Genomic DNA, 21,850 nt, shown 5'->3' on the forward strand with positions numbered 1-21,850 from the left:
CGGTCTGACAATAATGGCATCCGTCGCACCTCCTCCCGCGCCGGATGCCATTTGTTTTTGTGGTACTCTTTCCGAACTGCTGGGCTCTTCTCCCATTGAAGGCGACAGGCAAAGAAGGTAAGGGATTTGCCATGTCAAAAGATACCAATCTCTCCCCCGTACATGTCGTTGGTGGCGGTCTCGCAGGCTCCGAAGCCGCGTGGCAAATTGCGCAGGCCGGCGTGCCTGTGGTTCTGCATGAAATGCGGCCGGTTCGCGGCACAGATGCGCATAAGACGGAGCAGCTTGCAGAACTCGTCTGTTCGAACTCCTTCCGCTCTGACGACGCAGAAACCAATGCTGTCGGCGTGCTTCATGCCGAAATGCGTCTTGCCGGTTCGCTGATCATGGCGTGCGCCGACGCGCATCAGGTTCCGGCTGGTGGCGCACTCGCAGTTGACCGCGAGGGCTTTTCGCAGGCAGTGACAGCGAAACTCGAAGCGCACCCGCTGATTAGCATAGAGCGCGAAGAAATCACCGGCCTGCCCCCGGAAGAATGGGGCACAACGATTGTAGCAACCGGTCCGTTAACGGCACCGGCTCTTGCGAAAGCCATTCAGGAACAGACAGGTGCTGATGCGCTCGCCTTCTTCGATGCCATTGCGCCGATCATTCACTTTGATTCGATCAATATGGATGTGTGCTGGTTCCAGTCGCGCTATGACAAGGTCGGTCCCGGCGGCACCGGCAAGGATTATATCAACTGCCCCATGGATAAGGAGCAGTATGAGGCTTTCGTTGCAGCCCTCATTGAAGGCGATACGACCGATTTCAAGGAATGGGAAGGCACGCCCTATTTCGATGGCTGCCTGCCAATCGAAGTTATGGCCGAGCGTGGTGCTGAAACACTGCGTCACGGCCCGATGAAGCCGATGGGCCTGACCAACGCGCATAATCCGACGGTCAAGGCCTATGCGGTTGTGCAGTTGCGCCAGGATAATGCGCTGGGCACGCTCTATAATATGGTCGGCTTTCAGACGAAGCTTAAGTACGGCACCCAGACCGGCATCTTCAAAATGATTCCCGGTCTTGAGAATGCCGAGTTTGCGCGTCTGGGTGGTCTGCATCGCAACACGTACCTTAACTCGCCAGTGCTGCTTGATAATGTGCTGCGGTTGAAGTCTCGCGAAAATCTGCGTTTCGCTGGCCAGATTACCGGCTGTGAAGGTTATGTCGAATCATCGGCTATTGGTCTCCTGGCCGGACGTTTTACCGCTGCTGAAAAGCTCGGCAAGACGCCTGTTGCGCCACCGCAGACCACCGCTTTTGGTGCCCTGCTCGGCCACATTACGGGAGGCCACATCGTTGCTGACGACGATGAACCCGGCAAACGCTCATTCCAGCCAATGAATGTGAATTTTGGCCTGTTTCCACCAATCGACGTACCAAAGCCGGAAGGCACGCGGCTGCGCGGCAAGGAAAAGACGATTGCTAAAAAGCGCGCCTTGTCTCAACGCGCACTCAGCGATTTCAAGCAATGGCTTGATAGCGACGCATAATTTCGAAAGAGATTATAAATCAAAGTGATAAGGCGGTTTTCTTACGCAGAAAACCGCCTCTTTTTAAAAATTAGCGCGAAACATCAGCCATTGTTTGCGTATGGCTGAGAGATCGGCGACCTGATCGGCAGCTTTACCACCAAGCCGTTCAACGGACTTGAGATAATCAGGAACAAGTGCCATCGGCAGAAATGCCGGACCGAGACTTTTAGGCAGGTTCTTTTTGGCCTTGTCAAAAAATGCCAGATGCTCGCGTGCAAGCGCGGTCATAACAGTGATCACGCGCTCATGCGCAGATTTATCTTCATTACCGAGGAAGGCGTCACGCGTCACGCCAACCGCCTGCAACATATCCCCAGGCACATAAAGCTGCCCACGACGACGATGAACAGGCATTAGACGCAAGAGCCCTGACACCGCCTGTGCAACACCCGCATGGCCAATCGTTTCAGTATGCTGTTGGGCAGCATCACGATCAAGAATAAACCCAGCAAGCTGGATCAGTGCCGAAGCGGTTTCGCCGCAATAGCCTTCCAGATCATTCCGGCTTGGCATCGGGTCATCGTAGAGATCGAAAATGCGCGCTTCGCAATAATTATCGAAAGGCACGCGCGGCAGATCATATTTATTGATCGTGTCGATCAGGGCTGCTGCAACCGGATGCGCATCCGCGCTTCCGCGTTCTTCACCATTGATGAGATCACGCCACCATTGCAGACGCACTTCACCGGGTAGTGGCTCATGCACCAGATCACGAATGCGGGCAATTTCTACGTTAAAAGCATAAAGCGCTGCTAACCCGCCACGTTTGTCTTCTGGCGCATAAAGCACTGAAAGATAACGATCCCGGTCGGCTTCGCGCAGAAGCGTCAGGCAATGGTCTTCATTCTGGTTCATGGAAATCAGTCTACCGCAATGAGTGCGGCCGCAACGGCACGATCTTCCGCAATCAGCACATTATAGGTGCGCACAGCAGCGCCCGTGCTCATTGGATCAGACGAAATACGATGCTCGCGCAGCAAAGCGCGAACATCCTCGGGAATACGGCGCAGATCCATTCCGGTGCCTACCAGAAGAATTTCGATGTCATTTGCCTGTTCGAGAATAGCGCCGAGATCATCACACGACAGGACCGGCGGCGTGTGTGGTTGCCAGCCATGAATGCCTGACGGCAAGCACAGGATCGAGCCAATATGAGACATCTCTGCAAAGCGGAAACCGCCATTGCCATATGCATCAATGGGTGCACGGCCCGGAAAGTGAGCCTCTCGAATTTCTATGCCTTTTACCATTTTAGTTATCCAGATTGAGCGACTTCGCAAGATCGTCGCCCATTGCATCATCACCATCGGCTGCACGCGGCTTGAGGCCGAACTGCACGAGCAGAGGCGCTGCAATAAAGATCGAAGAATAAGTCGCTACGATAATCCCTACACTCAATGCCAATGCGAACATGCGAATATCAGCACCACCGAACATATAGAGCGGAACATGCGCAATGAAAGTCACAAAGGCTGTCGGTAATGTTCGCGAGAGGGTTTGATTGATGGAAGCGTCAATAATCGCAGGCAGTGGCGCACTGCTGTAGCGCTTCAAATTTTCACGCACGCGGTCATAGATCACGATCGTATCGTTGAGCGAATAACCAATAATCGTCAGAACCGCTGCTACGCTCCAGAGATTGAATTCCATACGGAAGACAATGAACACACCCGCAAGAATGATAACGTCATGGAGCGTCGAAAGAACCGCACCGAGCGCCAGCTGCCAGCGGAATCGGATCCAGACATAGACAAAGATACCGGCCAACGACAAAAACAGCGCCAAAAGACCTGCCTGGGAGAGTTGCTCGGAAACAGTAGGCCCGACAACTTCAACGCGCTGGAACGAATAATCCGGCTCAAATTCGCCGCGCAGTTTGACTGCAACTGTCTGTTCCGCATCGTCGCCAACTTCCTGACTGCCGATGATCACAAGAGCCGAGCGTGGCGATTTGGCGGGAAGAACACGTGCACTGTCAATATTAAGCTCGCTCATGCGTTCTTCAATATCAGGCAGATTTGCATCCCCGCTGCGCGCCTGCAACTCCACCATCGAGCCACCACGGAAATCAATACCGTAGTTGATGCCGATATTGACGAACAGCGCGACAACGATTGCGCATGCAAGAACCGAGATGCCAAGCGTCACGAACTGAAGACGCATAAACGGAATATGCGTAACGGTTGGAACGAGCTTCAAACGGCGCTTCGGAATTTCTTTCGGCTTTGCGGTCCGAACCCACTGGGCGATCAGCAGACGCGTAAAGGTCAGCGTCGTAAACAGCGTCGTGAGAATACCGATTGTGACGGTGAGTGCAAAGCCATGAACCGGTCCAGACCCCATCAAGAACAGCACCAGAGCCGCAATCATGGTCGTAAGATTGGCGTCAACAATGGTTGAAAGCGCGCGATAAAAGCCCGATTCCATTGCCTGAACGACTGAATAGCCTTTGCGGCGATCTTCGCGCACACGCTCATAAATCAGAATATTGGCATCAACCGCCATGCCAATGATCAGCACGATACCGGCCACACTGGCCAGTGAAATCGATGCGCCGATCAAGGACATGATTGCCACAAGGATAATCACATTGACGGCGAGCGCGACCATGGCGATCACGCCAAGCACGCCATAGGACAGGATCATGAACAGGCCGACAAGAAACGCTGCAAGAAGCGCTGCGGAAACAGCGGCGCTCGCATAATCATCGCCGAGCGCAGATGCAATTGTGCGTTCTTCGAGAACCGTTACAGCCTTAGGCAACGCACCGGAGCGCAAAACCACCGACATATTATTGGCAGATTGCAGATCGAATGCGCCTGATATCTGCAATTCATCCGTATCAAGCGGCTCGCTGACAACAGGTGCAGAAACAACCTGATTGTCGACAACGATTGCGAAGCTTTTGCCGATAGCATGAGCGGTCGCAGCTGCGAGATTGCGGCGCCCCTTCTCATCAAGCGTCAGTGTAATGACGGGCTCATTATCATCTTCGGAAAGCGTGGCTTTTGCATCGGTGACATCTTCACCGGTAAAAACCGGCTCATTTTTTACAAGATAACCAACCGGCGGATCATCATAGGAATAAATAATCTTGCTGTCGGCTGGGGGGGCTCCGCGGATCGCATCGTCGGGTGACATGCTGTCATCAACCGCACGAAACGAAAGATTACCCCGGATACTAAGAATATCTTTTAGAAGCTGAGCGTCATAAAGGCCCGGAACTTCTACGCGAATACGGTTGCGGCCCTCTTCCTCAACGACCGGGCTCCCGTAGCCCAGTTCTTCAAGGCGCTGCCGCATAATGTTTTTGGTGCGATCAAGATCGCCGCTGCCAGGATTCTGCACCTGAAGAATGAGGCGAGAACCACCGGAAAGGTCGAGCCCAAGCGCCACCTGCTTTGTCGGCAAAAATCCGGGCAGATTGGCCAGTGTTTCACGCGAGAAAAAATTAGGCGACGCTATGATGAAGCTGGCAATGATTGCCAACCAGATCAAAGCCGATTTCCAACGTGAAAAATAAAGCATCGGGCAACAAATCCGTTTCGGCTTGTATAGATCGTGCCAGAGCGCATTTCGCGAACTGCTCTCCAGCCATGTGAAAGCACCACGGCAGCTGCCGGGACATGCACGATAATGATAGAGCCCCGGTTATGGAAACCTTACCGGGACTCCATCAGTCTTATAAAATTATTTGTTTTTGTTGTCGGCGACTGGTTCGCCCTTAACGCGCACTTCCGAAAGAGCGCTGCGCAGAACGCGGATCTTAACGCCTTCAGCGATTTCAACGTCGAGTTCGCCGTCGTCATGAACCTTCAGGACCTTTCCGACGATACCACCACCGGTGACAACCGTATCACCGCGACGAACAGCAGCCAGCATTTCCTGACGCTTTTTCATCTGCGTACGCTGTGGGCGGATGATGAGGAAATACATGATCACGAAGATCAAAACGAATGGCAGAATGCTCATGAGCATATCTGGTCCAGCGGCGCCGCCGGAGGCTTGTGCAAAAGCCGGGGTTACGAACATTAGGAACTCCTCTGAAGTCTCGAAGACAAATTCTTAATGGCATTACAATGGTTAGTGCGCCAATTGCAACCGACGATGACTTTACTCAGTCAAGGTCTAACACTTTTCCTGCATGCTGTGGCATGTTAAGCCCTGAGCCTCATCATCTGAGGGTATGGAATGACGACGGAAAATATACTCAGCCAGAAACTCGATCGCCTGATCGCTGCTCTGGAACGCATAGCACCGCCACAGCCAGGCGTCCCGGACCTTGAAGTCGCCGACTGCTTCGTCTGGGCACCGGAGCGGCTGACCCTTGATCCGGTCAAGCGCGTCAACCGCGTTGATATCGCGCTCATTCGCGGCGTTGATCTTGTCCGCGATCAGCTTGTCGATAATACCCGCCGCTTTGCCAAAGGTTACCCCGCGAACAATGTTCTGCTTTGGGGCGCACGCGGGATGGGCAAGTCATCGCTCGTCAAAGCAGCGCAAGCCAGCGTCAATGCGGAAATGGTTGGCAAACCACCACTCAAGCTCGTTGAAATTCACCGCGAAGATATCGACAGTCTCCCTGCCCTGATGAACATCATCAAGGAAGCGCCCTATCGCTTCATTCTGTTTTGCGATGATCTGTCGTTCGATCACGACGACACGTCCTATAAGTCGTTGAAAGCAGCGCTTGAAGGCGGCGTTGAAGGCCGCCCGGACAATGTAATTTTCTATGCAACGTCCAATCGCCGCCATCTGATGCCGCGCGATATGATTGATAATGAGCGCTCGACTGCCGTTAATCCATCGGAAGCGATCGAAGAAAAGGTTTCGCTGTCGGACCGATTTGGTCTGTGGCTCGGTTTCCATAAGTGCAGTCAGGATGACTATCTGGCGATGGTCGACGGTTATGCCGCACATTACAAGCTGGATTACGATCCGCAGGCGATGCATGCAGAAGCACTGACCTGGTCAACCACACGCGGCAACCGATCTGGCCGTGTTGCGTGGCAATATATTCAGGATCTCGCTGGCCGCCTGGGTCAAGCAATTTAAACACCCAAAAAAAGGCGGGTTTGAAACCCGCCTTTGTTGCTTTTTAATGAAATTCCTATCAGGATTCCAGATACTTGGATGGATTGACCGGCGAAGAATTCTTGCGCACTTCAAAGTGCAGCTTTGGCGATTTCGCGTTGCCGCTCATGCCGGATTTTGCAATGTCTTCACCGCGGCGAACCTTCTGTCCGCGCTGCACGAGAATTTGGCTGTTGTGGCCATAAACCGTCACCAGACCATTGTCGTGGCGAATCAGAACCGTCTGACCAAACTCCTTCAAGCCATCGCCCGCATAGATAACGACGCCATTTTCGGCGGCCTTAACGGCGGTGCCTTCCGGCACCATAATGTCGATGCCGTCATTGACAGACGTCCCTTCACGCTGGCCAAAGCTTGCAAGAACGCGACCGCGAACTGGCCAACGCATCTGAGAGATGCCCGTCGAAGATGGTGCTGCTGACTGATCCTTTTCAGCGTCTTCGATCACCTTATTGCTCGCTTGCGGCGGCGTATAAGGCTTCACATTGGATGCTTCATTCGGTGCAATCGAAGCTGTTTTCACAGGTGCTTCTGTAGCTGGTTTTACCGGCTGGGGTGCAACTGCTGCAACCTGTGTTGTGCCACCCGCTGCCGATGGAATTGTCAGAGACTGACCGACACGGATTGCACCATTGGTAAGACCATTCGCCTGCTTGAGCGTCTCGACCGGAACATTGTGCTTTTGCGCAATCGAATAAAGCGAATCGCCAGACTTGACCGTATAGCCACCCGCTGCAACAGTCTTCGCTGCTGCGACCGGAGCTTGCGCCGGAGGCGTCGTGACATGGTTAGCAGCCGGAAGCGGAACACCGTTTGCTGTGGCCGGTAACTGCCCAAGAACTTTGGAATTTGCGTTGACTGCAGTGCCCGCGGCACTCGCCATCTGCGTTCCAGCACTGTTTACCTTATTGGCAGCAACATTTTGCGCCTGATTAATCTGATTCTTTGTCTGTGCTGTCGCCGCGGCAACAGGTGCAGAAGAAACCGGCGGCAAACTGTTGCGCTGAACCGACCCGCTTGAAACAGGTTGCGCAGCCGCCACCGGCGCATAATTATCGCTGGCTGACTGTTGCACGACGCGCTGGTTAGGCGTGGAGCCGGTATAAAGACCATCCGTGAAGCGCATTGTATCGGCGCTGCACCCTGCACCAAAACCGGCAATCAGAACGATCGCTGCATTCCGCAGAAGACGTTCGGACGTATGCTGCAATATCGGAAAACGCATGTTCAACTCGCCCATACTCTAAAACTCACTTGGACTCATTAAAACGCGTTAATGTTACTCGCTGGTTAAGAAGGCCTCTTTCTTCGAAAAAATATTCACCAATTAAATACCATAAGCGCGAAAAGCCATTCCGACGCGAAATCGCCAGAGCTTCGCAGTCGTCATAAAACCGAGGAAAGGCCTTCAATAAATGGCTGATAGCGCACAGGCATAATATTTTCCTGCTCAAAGCGGCTTCCAACCTTTGCGATGCGCGTCATAACCTGCTGGCCGTCGCCAGGCCCGATCGGTGCGATAAGCACACCGTGCGTTGCCAGAAGCTCAACGAAATGACGCGGAATATCTTCGCAGGCAAGCCATATCACGATGCGATCAAACGGCCCGCCGGGCATGCCATGGCGTCCATCAGCGTGTTTAACCATGATATTTTCACGCTTGAGCGTTACAAATTGCTGCAAGGCGCGGTCACATAATTTTCGATAACGCTCAACAGTCGTGACACGGCCCGAAAGCGTCGCCATGACTGCCGCTGTAAAACCGGAGCCGGTGCCGATTTCCAAAACACGATGGCCCGACTCGAGTTGCAAAGCCGCAATCACGCGAGCCTGATCATCGATGCCTTCGATATACTCTCCGCAATCAAGCGGCACAGTCCGCTGGCTGAATGCCATATGTCCCCACGCCGACCCCATAAAGCTCTGTCGCGGCGTTAATTCAATGGCTGCAAAGAGGCGGGGATCATTGATTCCCCGCGCTCGCATACGCATGACGAAGGATGCAAATCCTTCCCTGTCCGAAAGCTGCGGGCGTTCAGACACAGCCTGATTCATGCTTCAACCCCAAGTGCCTTGCTCAGATCAGCCCGAACCTTATGCGCTGTCAGATCAAGCTGAAGCGGTGTTACAGATATATGATCATTGCGAATAGCAGCTATATCGCTGTCGACAGCAACTTCAGATTTGGCGCGGCGAAACTGCAACCAGAAATAGGGAAAGCCACGACCGTCTCGGCGCTCATCAAGACGGGCGTCGTGGCTGAGTTTACCCTGCCCGGTCACGCATGTGCCTTTCACGTCGTCGGGATCGCAATTCGGGAAGTTAATATTGAGCAGCACGCCCTCCGGCCAGCCGGCCTCAATCAACTTTTTGATAAGAGCAGGCGCATGGGCCTCTGCTGTTTCCCACGGAACAATCCGGCGGTCGGCCTCGTATTCATACTCCTGCGAGAGTGCTATCGATTTAACGCCAAGAAGTGTGCCTTCCATGGCTCCCGCGACCGTGCCCGAATAAGTCACATCGTCGGCCATGTTGGCACCCGAATTGACACCGGACAGGATGAGGTCCGGTGCTTCCGGGAGAACATGACGCACACCCATGATCACGCAATCAGTGGGCGTGCCACGCAGTGCGAAATGGCGGTCATCGATCTGGCGCAGGCGAAGCGGCTCCGAAAGCGTCAACGAGTGTGCGAGACCGCTCTGGTCAGTCTCCGGTGCCACTACCCAGACATCATCAGAGAGCTGGCGTGCGATACGCTCCAGAACTGCGAGGCCTTCAGCATGGATACCATCATCGTTCGTCAGCAGAATTCGCACGTCGTCTCTCCTTCATTCAGGTCATTAACTGTTTAAATTCACGCGGCTTTTTCGATGCGCGTGAGGCCGCCCATATAGGGCTGCAATGCTTCAGGAATATGAACGCTGCCATCTTCCTGCTGATAATTTTCCATAACAGCAATCAGTGCACGGCCAACAGCGACACCCGAACCATTAAGCGTATGAACAAAGCGCGTGGTCTTCTCCCCTTCCGGCCGATAGCGCGCATTCATGCGACGTCCCTGAAAATCGCCGCATACCGAGCAGCTGGAGATTTCGCGATAGGCATTCTGGCCCGGCATCCAGACTTCAATGTCGTAAGTCTTCTGCGCACCAAAGCCCATGTCGCCCGTGCACAAAACCACGGTGCGGAATGGCAGACCGAGGCGTTTTAACACTTCTTCCGCACAAGCTGTCATGCGTTCATGTTCGGCGGTCGAACTTTCTGCATCGGTGATCGACACCATTTCCGCTTTAAGAAACTGGTGTTGACGCAACATACCGCGCGTATCACGACCGGCAGAACCGGCTTCCGAACGGAAGCAAGGCGTTAAGGCTGTATAGCGCTGTGGCAGCGACTTGAGATCAACGATTTCGTCCGCAACCAGATTGGTCAGCGGCACTTCGGCGGTTGGAATAAGCCAGCGGCCATCGGTCGTGCGAAACAGGTCTTCCGAAAACTTCGGCAACTGACCCGTGCCATAAACAGCCTCGTCGCGCACCATCAGTGGCGGCATGGTTTCCAGATAGCCATGCTCTGTGGTGTGCAGATCAAGCATAAACTGGCCCAAAGCACGTTCAAGACGCGCAAGTGGACCTTTCAAAACGGTAAAACGGGCACCGGCAATTTTGGCCGCGCGCTCAAAATCCATGTAACCGAGCGCCTCACCCAACTCATAATGCTCTTTTGGTGTGAACGAGAAATTGCGTTGATTGCCAATACGGCGGATTTCAACGTTATCCGCCTCATCCTTGCCGAGTGGCACATCATCTGCCGGCACATTTGGAAGGCTTGAGAGCGCGTCATTGAGTTCTTTCACCAAACGACGTTCTGTTTCCTCAGCTTCCGTGAGGAACGCCTTCAGCTCACCCACCTCGGCCTTGAGCTTATCAGCCGTTGCTGCATCCTTCTCGGCCATAGCCTTGCCGATTTCCTTGGAAGCAGCATTGCGGCGCTCCTGAGCAGCCTGAACCTTGCCAACATGCTCACGACGCTTTTCATCCAGCGCGATCAGTTCGGACGAGACTGCCCCTGCTCCGCGTTTTGCAAGCGCTGCATCGAAAGCTTCAGGGTTTTCGCGAATCCATTTGATATCGAGCATGGGAAAAGCCGTTTCTTGAAATTTAACAACAAGAGAGGCTGCCGGGTTGCAGCCTCTGTTTAGCATATGTCCGGATCAGGAAGCGCTGTCCTCAGCGTCTTCTTTCGCCTCACTCCGCTGCTTCTCAATCATCCGGGCCAATATGATGGAAATCTCGTAGAGAAGGATTGTCGGAATGGCAAGACCGATCTGGCTGGCAGGATCGGGAGGTGTGAGCACCGCAGCAACCACAAACGCGATAACAATTGCGTATTTTCGTTTGTCTTTGAGCCCTTCCGAAGTCAGCAAACCCGCACGTGTCAGAAGGCTGGTTATAACAGGCAACTGGAACACGAGACCAAAAGCAAAAATGAGCGTCATGATGAGGCTCAAATATTCAGACACTTTCGGCAGAAGCGAAATTTGCACTTCCCCGTTACCGCCGGTCTGCTGCATCGCCAGGAAGAACCACATCACCATCGGAGTGAAGAAGAAATAAACAAGCGCGCCGCCAATGAGGAACAGAATCGGCGAAGCAATCAGGAAAGGCAGGAACGCCATACGCTCATGCTTGTAGAGGCCAGGCGCAACGAATTTGTAAATCTGCGCAGCAATAATCGGGAATGCCAGAACAACGCCGCCAAACATGGCAACCTTGACCTGCGTAAAGAAGAATTCCTGCGGAGCGGTGTAGATCAGTTCAGCCTTTGAACGATCCATACCCGCCCAGTCAATTGCCCACTGATACGGCACGACGAGCAGATTGAAGAGATGTTTTGCAAAAGCAAAACAGAAAACAAAAGCAATAAAGAACGCCAAAATCGCCCAGATCAGGCGACGACGCAGTTCAATCAGGTGTTCGAGCAGAGGTGCGGCGCTCTGTTCAATTTCGGCCTCATCCCGTTTCACGCTTTGGTTCCTGTCTTTTCAGTCGTCTTTTTCGTGGGCTTGCTTGCTGCAGGCTTGGCCGCAGATACCTTCTTCGGCGCAGCAGGCTTTGCAACGGATTCTGCTTTGGTGCTGGTCTTAGGCTTTGCCGCTGTCGCTTTCGTCTTAGCTGGCTTTTCAGCCAAAACTGCAGGCGAAGCCTTCTTGCGCGTTGCCTTTGGCTTGATCACAGCCGCCTCAACAGGCGCATCAACGGGAACCGTAGCACCGGTGGCTTCGACCGGCATTGCAACCTCGGCCACTTTTGCAGGTTCAGGCGGAGACATGGATGTTGTGGACTGAAGGCCAGCGCGAATATCTTCGCCAGCACTGCGAATCGGGTCAAACACTTCCGTCAGTTTGGAACGTGGATTGAGCTTACGCGCCTCATCAACGATAGTCTTCACATCCTCCAGTTCAGCTTCTTTCAAAGCCTCATTGAATTGATGTTTGAATTCATTCGCTGTCGAACGCATACGCGCCGTCGCTTTGCCAAAAGCTCTGAGCATCTTCGGCAAATCTTTTGGCCCAACCACCACGATCATGACGATCGCGATAATCAGCAGTTCAGACCAACCGATATCCAACATATTTTGCTACTCCGCGCTTTGATCGCGCGCGTCCCGTCTTTCGGCGGAAAACCGCACATTATTATGGAAAATATGCCGCGATTTGAATAATCACAGCACAATTTCACGACAGATCAGGACTTTGTCGTCTTTTTGACATCGCTGACGGTTTCTTCCGCCTTGGCATCAATTGTACGTGTATCGGTCTTGGCGTCTTCCTTAGCAGCGTCTTCTTCAGACATGCCCTGCTTAAAATTCTTGATACCCTTGGCAACGTCGCCCATCAGTTCAGGAATCTTGCCACGGCCAAACAGAAGCAGCACAACTGCAAGAACGATCAGCCAGTGCCAGATAGAAAAGCTACCCATTTTATTCCTCTCATTGCCGTGAAATCACGGCTTATTCCTGTATTGCTGACTATGATTTAAGCGCTTTCAACAAATCTTTCAAACGGAAGTATGGCGGTGAGCGCTGTTAGATTGATTTTATTTGCTCAATCTCGACTTTCGAAAGTGTGCCGTATCTTATTCAAATCAAGCAAACCGCCTTCATCTTTGTTTATGCATGCCCTGTTCCCATTTTCGGGAAACGCGCATTTCACTCTGCACGCGGCGCAAGCAATCCCAGCCCTTCAAGATCAATATCTTCGAGTGGCTCTTCATCATCGGTTAGTTCATCCGGGTCAATATTGGGAACGGAAACACTAAATCCTGATGGTATGCGCGCTGACAAAAGCCCCGCGCCACGCAATTCTTCCAAACCCGGCAAATCCCGAATCTCCGGCAAGCCGAACTGGTCGAGAAAGGCGTCGGTCGTGCCATAAGTCACCGGGCGTCCCGGCGTCCGGCGACGACCACGGAGTTTGATCCAGCCTGTTTCCATCAGCACATCAAGCGTGCCCTTGGAGGTTTCAACACCGCGAATATCTTCAAGTTCTGCGCGTGTTACCGGCTGATGATAGGCAATAATTGCAAGCACTTCCATTGCCGCACGCGAAAGCTTGCGCTGCTGCACAGTCTCCCGGCTCAGAAGAAATCCAAGATCGGGAGCCGTGCGAAAAGCCCATGCTGCCCCCACCTGAACCAGATGAACACCACGCCCTTCATAGATTTTCTGAAGATGCAACACGATCGCGGGAATATCGGCATTGGCAGGCAGGCGCTCCGCAAGAGCCCGTTCGGAAACAGGCTCTGCTGATGCAAAGATTATGGCTTCCACCACACGGGCATTTTCCGCAAGCGCTGTAGTATCAGTCGGATGTTGACTATCGTCATCACCATCCCTTGAGATTTCCGCTTCAGACATTGTCGTCCTCATCCAGTTCGCGCAATCCATGTGCTGCGCGCATATAGATTGGCTCAAAAGGTGCATTCTGCCGTACTTCCAGTTTGCCTTCACGCACCAGTTCCAGGCTTGCGGCAAAAGAACTCGCGAGAGCGGAAGCCCTCTCCTGCGGCGTCAGCGCATAATGGATCAGAAAATGATCAAGAGCGACCCAGTCTGCACTTGCCCCCATCAGACGCACGAGCGCACCCCGCGCTTCCTTTAAAGACCATACAGTACGCTTTTCAATCTGGACATGGGAGACGGCCTGCCGCTGCCGTTGCGAGGCATAGGCTGTCAACAATTCATATAATGAAGCCGAAAACTGGCTGGAGCGATCAACCACGACCAATTCGGGCATGCCACGGGCGAACACATCGCGGCCCAGACGATTGCGGTTTACGAGCTTTGCGGCAGCATCCCGCATGGCTTCAAGCCGCTTGAGGCGGAATTGCAGCGACGCAATCAGTTCCTCTCCAGTCGCTTCATCGTCATCGTGTTGCTTCGGGATCAGCAACTTGGATTTCAAATAAGCAAGCCACGCCGCCATCACGAGATAATCGGCGGCAAGCTCAAGCTGAAGCGCCTGCGCCTGCTCAACAAAGTGCAGATATTGTTCAGCAAGCGCCAAGATGGAAATGCGTGACAGATCAACTCGTTGATTGCGCGCAAGATGCAACAGCAGGTCAAGCGGGCCTTCAAAGCCCTGCACATCAATCAGCAGTGAAGGCTCGTTCTCAGCGCGGTCGGTTTCGCCCTGCCACAGTGTATCCATCGGCACGTTGGTACCGTCTTTGCCACTTGTGTTGGTTACCGATTGAGCCACCCGTTTTTCCTGACTGCTATTGTTCGTAGGCTGATCGACCAAGCTTCATTGTTTAAGCGACCACGCCGAACATTTGCCCAAACTCTTCGCGCAATTCTTCCTCATCCGAAAGATCGGGGTCGCCAGCATAAACCTCTGCGAGGTCGGCACGATTGCGGGATTTGCCTTCAAGCACCGGCACGCGCGCTGCAACTTTCACCAGCTCTTCCATCACACCCGCACAATAAAGAACAATGTCACAGCCCGCATTGGTAATACCTTCGGCAATATCGCCCAGATCGCCCGACAGAGCTTTCATGGAAATGTCGTCGCTGATGACCAGTCCGTCGAACTGAATGACATCGCGAATGATCGTATTGATCACCGTTGGCGACAAAGTGGATGGCCACTTTGGATCGATGCAATCGAAGATCACATGCGCTGTCATAGCCATTGGCAGATCATTCAGCGCCTTGAACGGTACAAAATCATGTGCGACCAATTCGGAAAGCGGCGCCCCCACGCGCGCCAGTTCCTTATGGGTATCGCTGAAGGCGCGGCCATGGCCCGGCATATGTTTGATGACCGGCAAGACACCGCCAGCCAGCAATCCTTCGGCAGCAGCGCGGCCCATCGCAGCAACATTATACGGGTTTTTGGAATAGGCCCGTGCCCCAATGACATCATGTGCGCCTTCAATCGGAACATCGAGAACCGGCAAACAATCAGCATTGATGCCGACTTTCAAAAGATCGAAGGCATGAAGGCGCGCATGCAGCCATGCGGCGCGAAGGCCAGCATCGGCATCGCGATCATAAATCGCACCAATTTCTGCTGCCGCAGGATAATTCGGAACAAGCGGTGGTCGAAGGCGCTGGACGCGGCCACCTTCCTGATCGACAAATATCGGTGTTTGCGGGCGGTCTGTCACATCGCGCAATTGCGCAGTTAAGTCCGCGACCTGCTCCAGACTTTCCACATTGCGTGCAAAGAGAATAAAACCCCACGGCCTTTCATTGCGGAAAAAGGCCACCTCGTCGGGCGTAAGCTTCGTTCCCGCCACACCGGCGATCCACGCCTTGCACTCTTTCATGCAACATTCCTTCGATCTGTTTGCGCTTGGGGTCTGGGGAGATTTAGACCAAAAAACTACTCTATGGTAGCATATGAAAAAGGGCGGCCAATGCCGCCCTCTTCAAAAAGCATGTTTTGCAACACTTATTGCGTCACAAAGCAGCTACCGCCCGCACTCTTGAAACGGGCGCACAGTGCATTTGCTTCTTCTTTGGAGCCAGCCTGAACGCGCACGCGGTAATACGTCCCTTTGTTCGGAATGTCGGCACGCTTGATGTCCACTGCACGACCACCGATGACGCTGCCATAACGCTGCGCCATATTGGCATAAGACTTCTGTGCGAGTTCCGCAGAAGGTTGTGAGGCGATCTGGATGAAATAGCCCCCGACCGCGGCAGACGCGACCTGCGCCGCAGCAGGTGCTGCAGCCGGTGTGCGCTGAGGAACATTGCCGACAATCGTCGTTGGTTGTGCAGCCGGACGGGACGGCACAACGGGTGCACGTACTGCTGGGGCAGCTTGTGTTTGCACAGTCGGTGCCGGTTGGGCTGCTGGCGTGTTCACCGTTGATTGCGGTGGCTGGCTGCCTGCTGCAATTGCAGCGATCTCATCCGTTTCAGCAGGCGGCGCAATCGGCGACGAATCATTTGTTGCTGTAGCCTGTTTCGGTGCGGGTTCTTGTTCCTGTGGCTGGACAATCGTGCCATCTGGACGAACGATCATGGTCTGAACTTCACGCGTCTTGATCAGCGGCGCATCCTGACCGGAACTAGCAGGCGCCTCAGCGCTTTGATTTGGCTCTGGAGAATCGTTCGTGCCAACATCATTATCCTGCGCGCCGAGATCAACGGGCTCCTCGCCCGAAGAAATCAAAGTCTGCTGTTCAGGACTATTCGGCAATGTGCCTGCAACGCGATCATAAACGGCCTTATCTTGATTAGGCACCGTCGCACCGCCCGGATTTTCCGGCTGAACCTTGATCGGCTGGTTATCGGCGCGAATCACAACAGGCTCACCCGATCCGCTGCCACCAATGAAATGATAGCCAATACCGCCAATGAGCACGGCAATGCCGGCAACACTTGCAAGAATGAGGCCACGACGCCCACGCACCGGACGGTTGAGATAAGCTTCAGATGCTCGGCCCAGATCATCTTCAGGCTGCATGGATGCACGCGTGCCCAAATCTTCACTTTTGATTGTCTGCGCGCCCTGTGCGGCCCAATGATTATAGAAATCATCCTGGCTTGCGCTTGTTTCAGACACAGTGTCCTGTGGCGCGGAATAACGGCCGTAAGCCGCCGCCGCTGCTCCGGCACCCAAGGCGGCCCCTGCCGCTAAGCCGGCATTTGGCAGGTAGGACGAAGCGCTTTCACGGAAAATATCTTCAAAAGCCCGATCAGCTTCGCTTTGGACTTCTGTTTTTGCCGCAGTGTCATCAACATCGATTGTGCTGAACACTTCGGCGAACTCGGCTTCAAGATCGGTCAGTGAAGCGGCTGGATCTTCTTCGCCGTAATTCACGTCAGGCAAATCAAGCGAATGGGTTTGCTCAACCTTGCTGTCAGCCACGCTCAAAGTTTCGATTTCAGGAGCAGGTGCGGCAAAAGCCGAACGCGGATCGGCATAATTGGTAAAGGAAGGCGCTGTCGTCTGTTCCTGTTCATTATAGGTCGCATGCGCGTAAACAGGCTCGTCGGCAATTTCCGGCGCCAAATCGAGATCGTCTTCGATGAAAAAATCTTCTTCAGTGAAGATATTCTCGTCTTCGACCACAGGCGGTGACGAAACATCACCGGAAGCTTCAAATCCAAAATCATCTTCATTGAACGAAATGTCATCAAGGCCAGACAGTTCATCCTCAGTTGCTTCGGCAGCAACAGACGTGAAACCTTGTTCGCTTTCCAGTGAGAAATCTTCGTCGAATGAGAAGTCATCAGCCAGTTCAATTGGCTCATCTTCATAGCCAGCATGAGCTGCGCGAACAGGTTCGGCTGAAAGCACGCCTGCCGTTGCGCCACCCGGTGCGAAATTGCTCAGGGTGTAATGCGGGTAGACAGGTTCCTGCGATGTGCTTTGCGGTGCATCATAAGATTCAGGCGCGAAGCTTGTTGCCTGTTCTACAGGCTCATAGGCTTGCGGGTCTTCAAGCTGAGAGTTATCGAAAACAGGCTCAGCCTCTGTATATCGGGCAGGCTCTGCATAAGACGGTGCTTCTGCAACGCTGTCTTCATAGCGCGGCGCAAAAGATGCAGCCTGCTCTGGCTGATTCCCATAGGTTGACTGGTTTTCGACGGTAGAACGTGGATCGTCACTGAAAAGCAAATTTTCAAGCTCGTCCTCAAGCGACAAAGACTGATGAACAGGCTCGCCAGCAGCACTGCGTTCAAACGGTTCGGATGACGGGATTTCCCAATTATCGCCAAACGCTGCATTCAATTCCGGTTCGTTCAAATATGCATCGCCATAAGGTGCTTCGGACTGCTGATCGGCAGCGGGGCGATAATCCACATCGTCCTGCGCCACATGTTGCGAAACGTAAGCCGCGCTGGCGTCTGAACGAACGGACTCCACGAACTCATAAGATTCGCCAGGTGAAAGCTGCTCGTTTGCATCGAGACCAAGATCAAGCTCTTCATCCAGCGCCAATGCGAGATCGTCTTCGGCACGCTGAGGCTCGGCACTCTGATAGGGAGGCGTGTCGTAAGATGGCGATTGCGAAAATGGTATTGCGTATTCTTCGGGCTCTGAAACGTCGCCGAAATCCCCCAACAACTCGCGTTCGAGATCAAAGGAAAGCGCATCATCAGCAGAATCAAAATTCGGCTCGCGCGCGTCGTTGTTTCGCGCAATGTTGTTATCAGCAGGCGCTCCGAAATCCATGATCCGCGAAAGCTCCATTAGCGGATCGTCTTCGTGCAGCGGACGCTCGCCGTAATTACGGGAATTAGCACTGCTGTCCGTCATGGTGTGTTCCTAACTCAAACCCTGGACGTCACAAGACGTCTCGATACACTAAATTGTAGCGAGGCAATGTGGGCAAAAGTTGACGGAAGTTTTCTGCACCTGAAGGAAGATCGACGACTTGTACATTCGCTGATCTTCCATCTTTTTGACTTATCCACCCCCGCACAAAACCTTTGTTGATCTTGCGGGTAACGAAACCGTCTTAGCGCATTTCCGTCGGAGCATCTGCACCGATTATTGTCAAACCGGACGTCAGCACATCGGAAACCACCTGTACCAACCCTAGCCTTGCTAGAGACAATTCTGGATCGTTAACCTTAATAAAACGTAAGTCTGAGTTTTCCGTGCCTTTATTCCATTGCGAATGAAGTGCGCTCGCAAGATCATAAAGGTAAAAAGCCAGACGATGCGGCTCCTGATGGGTCGCGGCAGATTCGATCAGACGCGGATATTCTGCAAGCTTGCGGATAAGTGCAATTTCGCTCTCATCGGTCAGCTTGTGAAGATGTGCACCAAGCGAAACGCGATCCAGATCCGCGAGCCCGAGCTGGTCAATGGCCTGCCGGAAAACCGAATAGCAACGCGCCGAAGCATACTGCACATAAAAGACCGGGTTGTCCTTGGACTGCTCAGTCACCTTCGCAAAATCAAAATCCAGCGGCGCATCGTTCTTCCGATAAAGCATCATGAAACGCACAGGATCGCGCCCCACCTCATCCACCACCTCGCGCAGTGTGATGAATTCACCCGAACGCTTCGACATGCGGACCGGCTCACCGTCGCGGAATAGCTTTACAAGCTGACAAAGCAGCACAGTGAGCTTCGCCTTGCCATCGGAAACAGCGCGAGCAACGGCTTCGAGACGCTTGACATAGCCGCCATGATCTGCGCCCAGCACATAGATCATCTCATTGAAACCACGATCATATTTGTCTTTAAAGTAAGCAACGTCAGCCGCAAAATACGTGAAGGAGCCGTCGGACTTCATCAGCGGACGGTCAATATCATCGCCGACTTCCGTCGAGCGGAACAAGGTTTGTTCGCGATCTTCCCATTCTTCCGGCAGCTGGCCTTTTGGCGGCGGCAGTTTGCCCTTATAGACATGGCCCTTCAACGTCAGATCATTGATGGCGGCGCGAATAATACGCGCGTGATCGGCATGAAGCTTGCGTTCCGAATAAAAAACATCGTGATGAACATTGAGCGCCTCAAGATCGGCACGGATCATCGCCATCATCGCGTTGATCGTGCGCTCTTTCACCAGCACAAGCGCTTCTTCTTCGGGCATCTCCAGAAGTTTCTTGCCAAATTCCTTGGCAAGCGCCTCGCCGACCGGCACCAGATAGTCACCCGGATAAAGACCGGCTGGAATCTCGCCAATCGTCTCACCGAGCGCTTCGCGGTAACGCAGCATTGCAGAATTGGCCAACACATCGATCTGCGCGCCCGCATCGTTGATGTAGTATTCCTTGGTGACGTCGAAGCCTGCAAATTTAAGCAGATTTGCAAGCACATCACCGACGACCGCGCCACGGCAATGGCCAACATGCATCGGACCTGTGGGGTTGGCCGAAACATATTCGACATTGACCTTGGTGCCATTGCCGAGCTTCGAACGTCCAAAGTCTGTCCCTTCATTCAGCATCGCGGCCAATTCGCGCTGCCAATAGACATCTTTCAGGCGAAGATTGATAAAGCCTGGGCCCGCCACATCGACGGTCGCAACGTCCGGGTCACCTTTCAGCGCTTCGGCGATTGCAGTTGCAAGCTCGCGCGGATTCTGGCCGACAGCCTTGGAAAGCACCATGGCCGCATTGGTTGCAATATCACCATGCGTCGCATCTCGTGGAGGTTCAACGCTGATACGCGACAAATCAAGCTCGCCGCCATCTTTCGCTTTCAGATCAATATCTTGCAACGTTTTTTTGATACGTGCGTCGAAATCTGCAAAGATATTCATGGTTCGTCCTGTCAGGCTTCCGTCCGGCAATTGTTGCGGTTTCCGGCGTTGGCTCGTCATAAAAATAGCGGAGACTTTGACGCATCTAAGCGCCACAACCCACTTCGTGAGGACCCGATTAAGCTAAATCGGGTGTATGGTCAAACAATCGTCGGTGTTCGCGCACGGCATAATTGTCAGTCATGCCGGCGAGATAGTCGGCAATACGGCGTGCCCTGCCCGCCTCATCAAGCGTTTCACAGCCCGATTGCCACTCGGCAGGCATGATGGATGGATCATTGAAGCAAATATCAAACAGATCCTGTACGATTTTATCTGCTGCATGTCTGCGCACCACGACGCTTTCATGAAAATACAGATTTTTGAACAGGAAGCGCTTGAGGGCTTTTTCTTCATCCCGCATCGTCTCCGAGAAGCCAACAAGGGCACATGGCTGGGCATGCACATCTTCAAGCGTCTGCGGATTGGCGCCTGCGATGCGGCGCTGCGACTCAGCGATCACATCCTCAACCATGACGGTGATTTGCCGACGCACAAGCTCATGGCCTGTGCGTACCGGATCAAGCCCCGGATAGCGGGTTCTGACGATATCCAGAAGCCTTCTGGTCAGGGGCACCTCGTCTAAACCTGAAAGCGTCAGCAAACCGGAGCGGAGACCGTCGTCAATATCATGCGCATTATAGGCTATATCATCGGCGATTGCCGCGCATTGTGCTTCAAGGCTCGCAAAGCGCGACAATTCAAGATCATAGCGTGCATTGAAATCAAGAATTGGCAGCGGAACCGGTTCATCCGAATGGCTCGCAAAAGGACCAATCAGCGGACCATTGTGTTTGACAAGCCCTTCCAGCGTTTCCCATGAGAGGTTCAAACCGTCAAAAGCCGCATAACGGTGCTCAAGCTTGGTCACGATACGCAAAGACTGCGCATTGTGATCAAAGCCGCCATGGGGCTTCATGCGCTCATTCAGGGCATCTTCGCCGGTATGGCCAAAAGGCGTGTGGCCAAAATCATGCACGAGCGCTACGGCTTCGGCGAGATCTTCATCCAGCCGCAAAGCACGTGCCAGCGCGCGCGCGATCTGCGCCACTTCAATTGTGTGGGTCAGGCGGGTTCGGTAATGATCGCCTTCATGCGCGATAAAGACCTGCGTTTTATGCTTGAGACGGCGAAATGCGGTTGAGTGTATGATTCGGTCACGATCGCGCTGAAACGGCGTTCGTGTGGCGCTTTCCGGCTCCGGCACCAGCCGTCCACGGCTCAAAATCGGATTGCTGGCATAGGGTGCTCGTTCACGATAACCGAAGCCTATTCCGTCAAGTGACCCAATTCCTTCCGGGGACATTGCGATGCATTCCTCACTGTAATATGATTACGCTAAATTCAGGTAGACATTGACTTCCACACCTCGCGTTCATAGCTATCAGCTAA

Annotated in this window: 19 protein-coding genes; 2 read left to right on the plus strand and 17 right to left on the minus strand. The window is 53.4% G+C overall.

What is annotated here, in order from left to right; all coding sequences use genetic code 11:
* Positions 1 to 131: 131 nt before the first annotated feature.
* Positions 132 to 1,538, plus strand: coding sequence for a methylenetetrahydrofolate--tRNA-(uracil(54)-C(5))-methyltransferase (FADH(2)-oxidizing) TrmFO (trmFO, locus tag VBH83_RS05250; RefSeq protein WP_265983648.1), 1,407 nt, complete (start codon positions 132 to 134; stop codon positions 1,536 to 1,538).
* A 63-nt stretch (positions 1,539 to 1,601) separates the two neighbouring features.
* On the opposite strand, the gene VBH83_RS05255 is transcribed toward trmFO, so the two are convergent.
* The 4 genes from VBH83_RS05255 to yajC all read right to left on the minus strand — a co-directional run bounded on the left by VBH83_RS05255 (position 1,602) and on the right by yajC (position 5,612).
* The gene (locus VBH83_RS05255; RefSeq protein ID WP_396996649.1) at positions 1,602 to 2,435 is read right to left on the minus strand and encodes a phytoene/squalene synthase family protein; all 834 of its coding nucleotides are present in this window, start codon (positions 2,433 to 2,435) and stop codon (positions 1,602 to 1,604) included.
* Between the two features lie 5 nt (positions 2,436 to 2,440).
* A complete protein-coding gene (locus VBH83_RS05260) occupies positions 2,441 to 2,830 on the minus strand; it encodes an Mth938-like domain-containing protein (RefSeq protein WP_396996651.1) in 390 nt (129 codons plus the stop codon).
* Position 2,831: 1 nt separating this feature from the next.
* Positions 2,832 to 5,108, minus strand: coding sequence for a protein translocase subunit SecDF (secDF, locus tag VBH83_RS05265; RefSeq protein WP_265983642.1), 2,277 nt, complete (start codon positions 5,106 to 5,108; stop codon positions 2,832 to 2,834).
* Positions 5,109 to 5,270: 162 nt separating this feature from the next.
* Positions 5,271 to 5,612, minus strand: coding sequence for a preprotein translocase subunit YajC (gene yajC / locus VBH83_RS05270; protein ID WP_265983640.1), 342 nt, complete (start codon positions 5,610 to 5,612; stop codon positions 5,271 to 5,273).
* 159 nt (positions 5,613 to 5,771) lie between these two features.
* Here yajC and VBH83_RS05275 point away from each other — a divergent pair, with 159 nt between their 5' ends.
* A complete protein-coding gene (locus VBH83_RS05275; protein WP_265983638.1) occupies positions 5,772 to 6,635 on the plus strand; it encodes an ATP-binding protein in 864 nt (287 codons plus the stop codon).
* Positions 6,636 to 6,693: 58 nt separating this feature from the next.
* Here VBH83_RS05275 and dipM read toward each other — a convergent pair whose 3' ends face one another.
* The 13 genes from dipM to VBH83_RS05340 all read right to left on the minus strand — a co-directional run bounded on the left by dipM (position 6,694) and on the right by VBH83_RS05340 (position 21,764).
* Positions 6,694 to 7,914 carry a cell division endopeptidase DipM gene (gene dipM, locus VBH83_RS05280; RefSeq protein WP_265983637.1) on the minus strand — a complete coding sequence of 407 codons (1,221 nt, stop codon included), beginning with the start codon at positions 7,912 to 7,914 and terminating at the stop codon, positions 6,694 to 6,696.
* A gap of 146 nt (positions 7,915 to 8,060) precedes the next feature.
* The gene (locus VBH83_RS05285) at positions 8,061 to 8,729 is read right to left on the minus strand and encodes a protein-L-isoaspartate(D-aspartate) O-methyltransferase (RefSeq protein WP_265983636.1); all 669 of its coding nucleotides are present in this window, start codon (positions 8,727 to 8,729) and stop codon (positions 8,061 to 8,063) included.
* Positions 8,726 to 9,493 carry a 5'/3'-nucleotidase SurE gene (gene surE, locus VBH83_RS05290; protein ID WP_265983634.1) on the minus strand — a complete coding sequence of 256 codons (768 nt, stop codon included), beginning with the start codon at positions 9,491 to 9,493 and terminating at the stop codon, positions 8,726 to 8,728. Before surE ends, VBH83_RS05285 begins: the two co-directional genes overlap by 4 nt.
* Positions 9,494 to 9,531: 38 nt before the next feature.
* A complete protein-coding gene (gene serS, locus VBH83_RS05295; RefSeq protein WP_265983632.1) occupies positions 9,532 to 10,815 on the minus strand; it encodes a serine--tRNA ligase in 1,284 nt (427 codons plus the stop codon).
* 75 nt (positions 10,816 to 10,890) lie between these two features.
* Positions 10,891 to 11,703: a twin-arginine translocase subunit TatC gene (gene tatC / locus VBH83_RS05300; RefSeq protein WP_265983630.1), complete on the minus strand. Its 813-nt coding sequence runs from the start codon at positions 11,701 to 11,703 to the stop codon at positions 10,891 to 10,893.
* A complete protein-coding gene (tatB, locus tag VBH83_RS05305; protein ID WP_265983628.1) occupies positions 11,700 to 12,311 on the minus strand; it encodes a Sec-independent protein translocase protein TatB in 612 nt (203 codons plus the stop codon). Before tatB ends, tatC begins: the two co-directional genes overlap by 4 nt.
* Positions 12,312 to 12,424: 113 nt before the next feature.
* On the minus strand, positions 12,425 to 12,658 hold the full coding sequence (locus VBH83_RS05310; RefSeq protein ID WP_265983627.1) for a twin-arginine translocase TatA/TatE family subunit: 234 nt from the start codon (positions 12,656 to 12,658) through the stop codon (positions 12,425 to 12,427).
* Between the two features lie 229 nt (positions 12,659 to 12,887).
* Positions 12,888 to 13,595: an SMC-Scp complex subunit ScpB gene (gene scpB, locus VBH83_RS05315; protein ID WP_265983626.1), complete on the minus strand. Its 708-nt coding sequence runs from the start codon at positions 13,593 to 13,595 to the stop codon at positions 12,888 to 12,890.
* Positions 13,588 to 14,388: a segregation and condensation protein A gene (locus VBH83_RS05320; RefSeq protein WP_396996704.1), complete on the minus strand. Its 801-nt coding sequence runs from the start codon at positions 14,386 to 14,388 to the stop codon at positions 13,588 to 13,590. The genes scpB and VBH83_RS05320 overlap by 8 nt, the downstream gene beginning before the upstream one ends.
* A gap of 103 nt (positions 14,389 to 14,491) precedes the next feature.
* Entirely contained in the window at positions 14,492 to 15,511 is a 1,020-nt protein-coding gene (gene nagZ / locus VBH83_RS05325) for a beta-N-acetylhexosaminidase (RefSeq protein WP_265983622.1), read from the minus strand.
* Between the two features lie 125 nt (positions 15,512 to 15,636).
* A complete protein-coding gene (locus VBH83_RS05330) occupies positions 15,637 to 18,459 on the minus strand; it encodes an SPOR domain-containing protein (RefSeq protein WP_265983621.1) in 2,823 nt (940 codons plus the stop codon).
* Positions 18,460 to 18,661: 202 nt separating this feature from the next.
* Positions 18,662 to 20,419 (minus strand): arginine--tRNA ligase, encoded by a 1,758-nt coding sequence (argS, locus tag VBH83_RS05335; protein ID WP_396996658.1) that lies wholly within the window; start codon positions 20,417 to 20,419, stop codon positions 18,662 to 18,664.
* Between the two features lie 118 nt (positions 20,420 to 20,537).
* Positions 20,538 to 21,764, minus strand: coding sequence for a deoxyguanosinetriphosphate triphosphohydrolase (locus VBH83_RS05340; RefSeq protein WP_396996660.1), 1,227 nt, complete (start codon positions 21,762 to 21,764; stop codon positions 20,538 to 20,540).
* Positions 21,765 to 21,850 lie beyond the last annotated feature (86 nt).

It is taken from the genome of Ochrobactrum sp. S1502_03 (assembly GCF_044435015.1).
Lineage (GTDB): Bacteria > Pseudomonadota > Alphaproteobacteria > Rhizobiales > Rhizobiaceae > Brucella > Brucella chromiisoli.